This is a genomic window from Pseudomonas sp. AC463 (assembly GCF_979253585.1).
In genome coordinates this window covers 68,456-76,687 of record NZ_CEEDDZ010000028.1, presented here as the reverse complement: position 1 = coordinate 76,687, position 8,232 = coordinate 68,456, and the positions used below count along the sequence as shown (strand labels likewise).

Below are 8,232 nucleotides of genomic sequence, written 5' to 3'. Positions count from 1 at the left end.
TGCAGCGGGAGGCGAATTCTACAGCGTTACACGCTGCTGTCAACACCTCTTTTTCAACTTCCTTTTGGCTTCGATGAACTGAAGCAACTTGCTGCCGAAAACATCATAACTCGTTGTTTACCAATGAGTTTTCCGTTTCGACTGCGCCGGAAGTGGGGCGAATTATAGACGTCCAGGATTTGCCGTCAAGCCTTGATTTGGTTTTTCTATCAAAGGATTCGAAAACCGGCAAAACCGTCTATATAAGCCACCGCGGAGGATTAATTGAGCAATATATTGCTCAACGCCAAACTGTTAAGCATCATAGTGCCTTCTGCTTCTCTCTATGACCTCGGACGAACACCCCACATGACCACCACCCCGCGCAGCCTGAGCGCGACATTGTTCCCTGTCGGCCTGCTGTTGATCGCCATGGCTTCCATCCAGTCCGGCGCCTCCCTGGCCAAAAGCATGTTTCCTATCGTCGGTGCTCAAGGTACGACAGCACTGCGCCTGATTTTCGCCAGCGTGATCATGCTGCTTCTATTACGCCCATGGCGAGCCAAGCTGACAGCCAAATCCCTACGCACTGTCATCGTCTACGGAATGGCCCTGGGCGGCATGAACTTCCTCTTCTATATGTCCTTACGCAGCGTTCCGCTGGGTATTGCCGTCGCCCTCGAATTCACCGGCCCACTCGCCGTGGCCATCTACGCGTCGCGGCGAGCGATAGATTTTCTCTGGATAGCCCTCGCGATCATCGGCCTTCTTCTATTGATACCCATGGGAGAAGCCAGCGCCGGCATCGACTTGCTGGGCGCAGCCTACGCACTGGGGGCAGGTGTGTGCTGGGCACTCTACATTCTGTACGGGCAGAAGGCCGGTAACGACAACGGCGTCCAGACCGCAGCGCTTGGCGTGATGATCGCTGCGTTGTTCGTCGCACCGATCGGTATCGTCCACGCAGGCTCTGCACTGCTCAGCCCCGCCCTGATTCCCGTCGCCATCGGCGTCGCGATTCTGTCAACCGCCCTGCCCTACACCCTGGAGATGGTCGCACTCACTCGGCTGCCTGCCCGCACCTTCGGCACCCTCATGAGCATCGAGCCGGCTTTTGGCGCCCTATCGGGGCTGCTGTTCCTGCAAGAGCATCTGTCCCTGGCGCAATGGCTGGCCATCACCTGCATTATTCTGGCGTCGGTGGGCGCGACGGTAACCATGCGCAAAGAGTCAACCCCGCTAGTTCCGGCAGATTGAAGCATCTTTGAATGTAGCTCTGGTATTTGCCGCTCATTTAGGCCATGTTTAAGCCGTAAACGAATGTCATTCATGGAGAGTTTCGACAAGGACAGCGCGAACGCTACACCCGAGAGCGAGTAGAGCCAGCTTCAAGCATAAATGAAGCGGCTATAAGGATAGGAATGAAGCGAATTTTGATACTTTTGATGGTCCTGGCTATTGCTGGCTGTGCCGCTACCACCAGGACCGAAGTAAAACGGGGCAAAAAAGGGCTGCATATCAACTGTTCCGGCCTGTCTTCCTCTTGGGACCAGTGCTACACCAGTGCAACCAATTCGTGCGGAGCCAAGGGCTACCGGGTTATCGCCAAGTCCGGTGACAACTCCGAAGAGCCAGGGGACTACCCCTTCGGCCTCAACCCTGCCGGCTACACCAGCCGCAGCATGATCGTCATCTGCAAGTAAGTGTCCGAGCAGTCTTTGGCGACTGCTCATATTTCATTTCTGATACAACCTGGCTCCGGGTTAAATCTCGATCGCCAAACGCCCTTGCGCGCCGTTTGCGAGTGCATCGTAAGCGGCGTTCGCCGTTTTCAGGTCGAATCGACGCCCATCCATGATCGGCTTGAGCTTGCCGGCATCCACCAAGCGGGCCGCGTCGGCCAGAATCTGCCCGTGATGTTCACGCCCCTTGCCGGTCAACAGCGGCAACAACGTAAACACGCCGGAGTAGGTCGCCCCACGAAACGATAACGGCGCCAGACTGTGCTGCCCCCAGCCCAGGCAACTGACCACATGGCCGTGATACACCTTGGCGGCGCGAAAGGATGCACCCAGGGTGTCCCCGCCAACGGTGTCATACACGATGTCGAACCCGTCACCGCCGGTGTGTTGGGCCACGTACTCCTCGACCGCCTGTTGCTGGTAGTCGATAAAGGTAGCGCCCAGGCTTTCGATAACCGCCCGATGCCTGGCGGAGCCGGTCGCATACACCTCGGCACCATAGGCAACCGCCAATTGCACGGCGACATGCCCCACACCGCCCGCGCCCCCCTGGATCAATACCTTATGCCCTGAACCTACATGGGCACGATCCACCAGCCCTTCCCACGCAGTGATCAGCACCAGTGGCAACACGGCCGCCTCGCGCATGCTCAGGCTCTTGGGCTTGCTCGCCAACAGACGTGCATCGACCACCGCGTATTCGGCCAGCGAACCCTGCACACCGCCGACCCCGGTGGCCAACCCATACACCTCGTCGCCCGCGCGCCACTCACCTGAGTCGGAGCCTACCGCTTCGACAGTCCCGGCCAGGTCCATGCCGATCACCGCCGGCAAAGGTTGCCTGGCATGGGCAGCCTGGCCGGCACGAATTTTCCCGTCCAAGGGGTTAAGGCCACTGGCCCGAACCCTCACCAGCACTCGCCCGGCACCCGGCACTGGCCTGGGCAGAGTGGCCAAACGGAACGGTGCATCTACTGCATCCACAATCAGAGCCTGCATATCGGTCATGTTGGCGATCTCGCTTCATTGAAGAATGAGCCCATCATCCGCTCACGGACTCATGCCGATAAGACGCTGAAAAGCTATAGTGCCCATGCCTGGTTGGCATGAATCGGACGGCCTGATGGACAAACTCAATGCAATGGCGATTTTCGTTCGAGTGATCGAACGCGGCAGTTTTTCCGCCGTCGCCCGGGAGCTACATACCACGCAGCCCACTATCAGCAAGGTGCTGCGGGCGCTGGAAACCGAGCTGGGCGGCAAATTGATTTCGCGCAGTACGCGCCAGCTTTCGCTGACCGATGAAGGTCAACGGTACTACAGCCATTGCCGCGAAATCCTCGCCGCCGTGGATGCGGCCGAACACAGCTTCCAGACCGGCCGGGAGACCATCGCCGGCCCATTGCGCATCGGCTCGTCGGTGAGCTTCGGGCGCCTGCAGATCGCCGCGCGCCTGAGCGGGTTTCTGCAACGCTATCCCGATGTCCAAGTGGACCTGCAACTCAATGATCAGTTGCAGGATATGGTCAGCGAAGGCCTGGACGTGACGCTGCGCATCGGCGAATTACGCGACAGCAGCTTGATCGCCCGCCAAATCGGCACCACCCACCGCGTCACCGTGGTCAGCCCCGATTACCTGGCCAGGCACCCCGCCCCCAAAACCCCACAGGACCTGGCCCGGCACAATTGCCTGCTGTTCAACTTGCTCAGCAGCCAGAACCTCTGGACCTACGAAAAGAATGCAGCGCGACACACCGTACGTATCGCCGGCAACGCCCAGAGCAACAACTCCGAGGCCGTGAGGGAGATGGTATTGAGCGGGCTCGGCATTGCGCTGTCACCCTTGTGGCTGTTCTACGACGACTTGAAAGCCGGCCGCGTGGTTGCGCTGTTGCAGGATTACGCCCCGCAATCGCTGCCGATCCATGCGGTGTCGGCTGCCAATCGCCGACAGTCGGCGCGGGTCAAGGCGTTCGTCGACTACATCGCCGACGCCCTGGCCCACGCGCCTGAACTGCAATCGATCAAATAGCCGCAGTACGTACCTGCAGCCACTCCAGGGCTGCCCCCGTGACCAACGGGCTCAGACGCTCGCGCACTTCGGTGTGATAGGCGTTGAACCACTCGCGCTCATCCTCCGTCAGCAGCGACGGCTCCAGGCAACGAGTGTCGATCGGGCACAGCGTCAGGGTTTCGAACTTGAGGAACTCACCGAACTCGGTCTTGCCCGCCTCACGGTTCAACACCAGGTTCTCGATACGAACGCCCCAACGCCCCGGGCGGTAGGTGCCCGGTTCAATGGAGGTGATCATGCCCGGCTGCATGGCGGTTTGCGGCGCAGCGAGAGCCTGGTAGGCGATCACCTGCGGACCTTCGTGCACATTGAGGAAATAACCTACGCCGTGCCCGGTACCGTGGCCGTAGTCCACGCCTTCAGCCCAGATCGGCGCACGCGCAATCGAGTCCAGCAAAGGCGACAGAATGCCCTTGGGGAACTGCGCACGGGACAGGGCAATCACGCCCTTGAGCACCCGCGTGCAATCACGCTTCTGTTCCTCACTCGGCGTACCGATGGGCACCATCCGCGTGATATCCGTGGTGCCACCCAGGTACTGGCCACCCGAATCGATCAGCAGCAAGCCGTCGCCTTCGATCAGCGCGTGCTCTTCTTCGGTAGCGTGGTAATGCGGCATCGCCCCGTTGGCGTTGTAGGCGGCAATGGTGTTGAAACTCAGCGACACATAACCCGGGCGACGGGTACGCGCGGCGGTCAAGTGTTCGTCGATGGTCAGCTCGGTGATGCGTTCACGCCCCAGCGCGCTGTCCAGCCAGGCGAAGAATTCGCACAGTGCCGCGCCGTCCTGCTCCATGGCCTGGCGGATATGTTCTGCGTCGGCCAGGCTCTTGCGGGACTTGGCCAAGGTGGTCGGGTTGAGCCCTTCGATCAGCTTGACGCCGGCGTCGAGGTTTTCCAGCAGACCGGCGGTCACGCGGGCCGGGTCGACCTGCAGGCTGGCGCCCGCCGGGACCGCGCGCAATGCATCGGCCACTTCGCTGTAGTCGCGCAGGGTCACGCCGTCCCTCTCCAGCACGGCGCGCAATTCGGCATCGACCTTGCTGAGCGCCACAAACAGGGTTGCTTGCTGATGATTGATCAGCGCAAAAGACACAAACACCGGGTTGAATGAAACGTCACCACCACGCAGGTTGAACAGCCAGGCGATGTCATCGAGCGTTGCGATGAAATGCCAGTCGGCGCCCTTTTCTTTCAAGCTGGCACGCAGCGCGGCGAGCTTCTCGCCCCGGCTGACCGTAGCTTGCGGCGGCAGGTGTTGGTAGATCGGCTGGTTCGGCAAGGTCGGGCGGTCTTGCCAGACTTCATTGAGCAGGTCGATATCGGTGCGCAGGCGCGCGCCGCGCTCATTCAGCTTGCCGCCCAGGGTGCGTGCCGAGGCCACGGCCATCACCGCGCCGTCCACCGCCACTACGCCGCCTTCCGGTGTTTGCTCGGCCAACCATTCCAGCGGGCCGGGTTGGCCCGGTTGCAGCTTGACCAGTTCGATGCCGCTGCCCTTGAGTTCCTTGATCGCCTGTTCCCAGTAGCGGCTGTCGGCCCATACACCGGCGAAATCCGCAGTCACAATCAACGTGCCCACAGAACCATGGAACCCCGACAACCACTGGCGCCCCTGCCAGTACCCCGGCAGGTATTCGGACAAGTGCGGGTCGGCCGACGGCACCAGCAAGGCGTGTATACCCTCGCGGCGCATCAGTTCACGGGTGTGCGCCAGGCGCTGGGGCACCGTGCCATGGGTCAAAGGCTGCGTACTCATTGTGTCTCCTGCTAACCACGAATAATTATTATGTGTTGCCAATTGAAATCAGACCGCCCAAAACGCCGGTGCGCTGGCGAGTGCGGCCTTGATCAGTTGTACGGCCTGGTCGATGTCCTGCTCGGTGGTAAACCGGCCCAGGCTCAAGCGAATCGTGCGACCGGCGCTTTGCGCGTCATGGCCCAACGCAAGCAGCACATGGGAAGGTGCATTGCTGGCCGAGTTGCAGGCCGACGTCGCGGAAAACGCAATGCCAGCACTCAGCGCGGTGGAGTTGAATTCGCCCTCGCCAAACGTAAGGCTGAGGGTGTGGGGAATGCGCTGGCTGGGGCTGCCATTGAGGCGCACACCGGCTACGGTTTCCAGCTGATCGAGCAAGCGCTGGCGCAAGGCGACGATCCTGGCCTTTTCTTCGCTGAACGACTCGGCCGCCAGGGCGAACGCCGTGCCCATGCCGGCAATCTGGTGGGTGGCCAAAGTGCCGGAACGCAAGCCGCCTTCGTGGCCGCCGCCGTGGATCTGCGCCAACACCTTCTGCTGCGCCCGTGGCCCCACGTACAGCGCGCCAATACCCTTGGGGCCATACAGCTTGTGCGCGGAAAACGACATCAAGTCCACCGGCCATTGCGCCAGGTCGATCGCCACCTTGCCCGCGCCCTGCGCTGCGTCCACATGCAGCAACGCGCCGTGTTCACGCACGCGGGCGCCGATGGCGGGGATGTCGTTGAGGGTGCCCAACTCGTTGTTCACCAGCATCAGCGAGACCAGGAAAGTGTCCTCGCGCAAGGCTTCGCTCACCGCGTCGGCGCTGATCAGGCCTTGCGCGTCCGGCACCAGGTAAGTCACGGCCACGCCGGCTTCCTGCAATTGCCGGGCGGTATCCAGCGTGGCCTTGTGTTCGATCTGGCTGGTAATGATGTGCCCGCCGGCCACTCCGCGCGCCTGGGCGACGCCCTTGATGGCCAGGTTGTTGGATTCGGTAGCGCCGGAGGTCCAGACGATTTGCTCAGGGTTGGCCCCGACCAGCTCGGCCACCTGGCGACGCGCCTGCTCGACCGTTTGCCGGGCCGCCTGGCCAAACGCATGGGAGCTGGACGCCGGGTTGCCGAAGTTGGCATTGAAGCCCAGGCACTCAACCATCACCTGGATAACCCGCTCATCCACCGGGGTGGTGGCGGCGTAGTCGAAATACAGCGGACGTTTATTCATGACAATCAAGACTCGCAGAGCAGGTTCCCGAGAGCAGCGTCTCAGGGGCATCGACCGGAACAGAGGTCGTCAGGTTTACCGCATCGAATGCCATTAAAGAAGAACCACTTTATTTAAATGTGCGTAGGAACGCTCCTGAAATTCAGCTTAACAGGCTGAAGTCGCTCCATGGAAAACAAAAAGCCCGAGGTTTCTTAAGGAAATCCTCGGGCTTTTTGCCGCTGGGCGCAGGCTCAACTGGGACGGCCATGCAGGGTCACGCTGCGTTCGGCATTCATTTCACCCTGGCGATCAAAGCCAAAGGGTTTCTGTGGCTGGCCGGTCAGTGCGGCGCGCTGCTGTTGGTATTCATCAAACGACAAGCCGCGACGGCTCAGGGCTTCCAGCGCTAACTGCTTGGTTTCTTCGGCCGTGTAAGGGCGCAATTCCGGCGAAGGATGGGTCGCACAACCGGCGAGGACAGCGGTGACAAGCAATAAGGAAACAGCAAGAAATCGGTTCATGGTGCAAGCCCTGAGAAGGTGGTGTCGAGTCAATGAACACAGGCTACTCCCGCTCACTCGCGGCGAAAAATCACCTCACGTGATAGTTGCTATCAACCGCCGAGGCACCTTCGATAGCGCCACCTATATATTTCTTAATGATCTATAAATATGGAAATACGTTCATTTACGGAATAAACGTAACCCTCTATAAATGGCTGCACACCGAAGCGCCACTGTTCGCCCGGCAACTGTTGCCCAGGCAACAGCCATTCAACAAAACACCAGTCAGACAACACCGGCGTTTTCCAGCCGTGAGGCCGCAGTCCTTGCCAATCAAGGCTTGCAGCCGTTGGTACAGCTCTTGCTCAACACGTTGCACTCCACCTGCTATGAACCACTGTTGAAAAAGGAACTGTTCATGACCCGTCCCCTGAATGTCGTTGCCCTCTCCGGCGGAACCTGGCGCCCGTCCCGGACCCTCGTTTTGACCCAAGCCGTGCTGGCCGAACTGGCCACCTTGCTGCCGATCCAGACCACCCTGATCGAACTGGGCGACATTGCCCGGCCACTGGGCGGTGCGCTGTCGCGCGATGAATTGCCGGCCGAGGTCGAAACGCAACTGTTGGCCATCGAACAGGCCGACCTGCTGATCGTCGCCGCGCCGGTCTATCGCGGCTCCTACCCGGGCCTGCTCAAGCACTTGTTCGACCTGGTGGGCCTCAACAGCCTGATCAACACCCCGGTGCTGCTCGCCGCTACCGGCGGCAGTGAGCGCCATGCGCTGGTACTCGATCATCAACTGCGCCCGCTGTTCAGCTTCTTCCAGGCGCTGACCCTGCCGATCGGGGTGTACGCCACCGAGGCCGATTTCACCGACTACCAAATAACCAGTGAGCCCTTGAAGGGCCGTATACGCCTTGCGGCAGAACGCGCAGCCCCCTTGTTTGCCGCGCACTCCCCTTCTCTGCTGAAAATCGCTTAAGG

8 protein-coding genes are annotated in these 8,232 nt (G+C 60.6%); 4 read left to right on the top strand and 4 right to left on the bottom strand.

All coding sequences use genetic code 11. The features are described from left to right. Nucleotides 1–348: 348 nt before the first annotated feature. Both rhtA and AC0IYH_RS26785 read left to right on the top strand, forming a co-directional pair. Nucleotides 349–1,236, top strand: coding sequence for a threonine/homoserine exporter RhtA (rhtA, locus tag AC0IYH_RS26790; protein WP_122774275.1), 888 nt, complete (start codon nt 349–351; stop codon nt 1,234–1,236). 164 nt (nt 1,237–1,400) lie between these two features. Continuing rightward, a complete protein-coding gene (locus tag AC0IYH_RS26785) occupies nt 1,401–1,682 on the top strand; it encodes a hypothetical protein (RefSeq protein WP_101268314.1) in 282 nt (93 codons plus the stop codon). A gap of 60 nt (nt 1,683–1,742) precedes the next feature. On the opposite strand, the gene AC0IYH_RS26780 is transcribed toward AC0IYH_RS26785, so the two are convergent. Then, on the bottom strand, nt 1,743–2,729 hold the full coding sequence (locus AC0IYH_RS26780) for a zinc-dependent alcohol dehydrogenase family protein (RefSeq protein WP_471837074.1): 987 nt from the start codon (nt 2,727–2,729) through the stop codon (nt 1,743–1,745). 115 nt (nt 2,730–2,844) lie between these two features. Between AC0IYH_RS26780 and AC0IYH_RS26775 the strand changes: the two genes are divergently transcribed. Beyond that, entirely contained in the window at nt 2,845–3,753 is a 909-nt protein-coding gene (locus AC0IYH_RS26775; protein WP_471837072.1) for a LysR family transcriptional regulator, read from the top strand. Here AC0IYH_RS26775 and AC0IYH_RS26770 read toward each other — a convergent pair. The 3 genes from AC0IYH_RS26770 to AC0IYH_RS26760 form a co-directional block, all read right to left on the bottom strand. Further along, entirely contained in the window at nt 3,746–5,554 is a 1,809-nt protein-coding gene (locus tag AC0IYH_RS26770; protein WP_471837070.1) for an aminopeptidase P family protein, read from the bottom strand. The two genes, AC0IYH_RS26775 and AC0IYH_RS26770, sit on opposite strands and share 8 nt — an antisense overlap. A 48-nt stretch (nt 5,555–5,602) precedes the next feature. After that, complete coding sequence (locus AC0IYH_RS26765) at nt 5,603–6,763, bottom strand: cysteine desulfurase family protein (protein WP_471837068.1); 1,161 nt, start codon at nt 6,761–6,763, stop codon at nt 5,603–5,605. A gap of 233 nt (nt 6,764–6,996) precedes the next feature. Next, nucleotides 6,997–7,266 carry a hypothetical protein gene (locus AC0IYH_RS26760; RefSeq protein ID WP_471837066.1) on the bottom strand — a complete coding sequence of 90 codons (270 nt, stop codon included), beginning with the start codon at nt 7,264–7,266 and terminating at the stop codon, nt 6,997–6,999. A gap of 400 nt (nt 7,267–7,666) precedes the next feature. Here AC0IYH_RS26760 and msuE point away from each other — a divergent pair, with 400 nt between their 5' ends. Continuing rightward, nucleotides 7,667–8,230, top strand: coding sequence for an FMN reductase (gene msuE / locus AC0IYH_RS26755; RefSeq protein ID WP_116630438.1), 564 nt, complete (start codon nt 7,667–7,669; stop codon nt 8,228–8,230). The last annotated feature ends 2 nt before the right edge of the window (nt 8,231–8,232 follow it).

Coding starts and splice junctions, on each gene's coding strand:
- rhtA (WP_122774275.1), top strand. CDS start 349: ATGACCACCACCCCGCGCAGCCTGAGCGCGACATTGTTCCCTGTCGGC.
- AC0IYH_RS26785 (WP_101268314.1), top strand. CDS start 1,401: ATGAAGCGAATTTTGATACTTTTGATGGTCCTGGCTATTGCTGGCTGT.
- AC0IYH_RS26780 (WP_471837074.1), bottom strand. CDS start 2,729: ATGACCGATATGCAGGCTCTGATTGTGGATGCAGTAGATGCACCGTTC.
- AC0IYH_RS26775 (WP_471837072.1), top strand. CDS start 2,845: ATGGACAAACTCAATGCAATGGCGATTTTCGTTCGAGTGATCGAACGC.
- AC0IYH_RS26770 (WP_471837070.1), bottom strand. CDS start 5,554: ATGAGTACGCAGCCTTTGACCCATGGCACGGTGCCCCAGCGCCTGGCG.
- AC0IYH_RS26765 (WP_471837068.1), bottom strand. CDS start 6,763: ATGAATAAACGTCCGCTGTATTTCGACTACGCCGCCACCACCCCGGTG.
- AC0IYH_RS26760 (WP_471837066.1), bottom strand. CDS start 7,266: ATGAACCGATTTCTTGCTGTTTCCTTATTGCTTGTCACCGCTGTCCTC.
- msuE (WP_116630438.1), top strand. CDS start 7,667: ATGACCCGTCCCCTGAATGTCGTTGCCCTCTCCGGCGGAACCTGGCGC.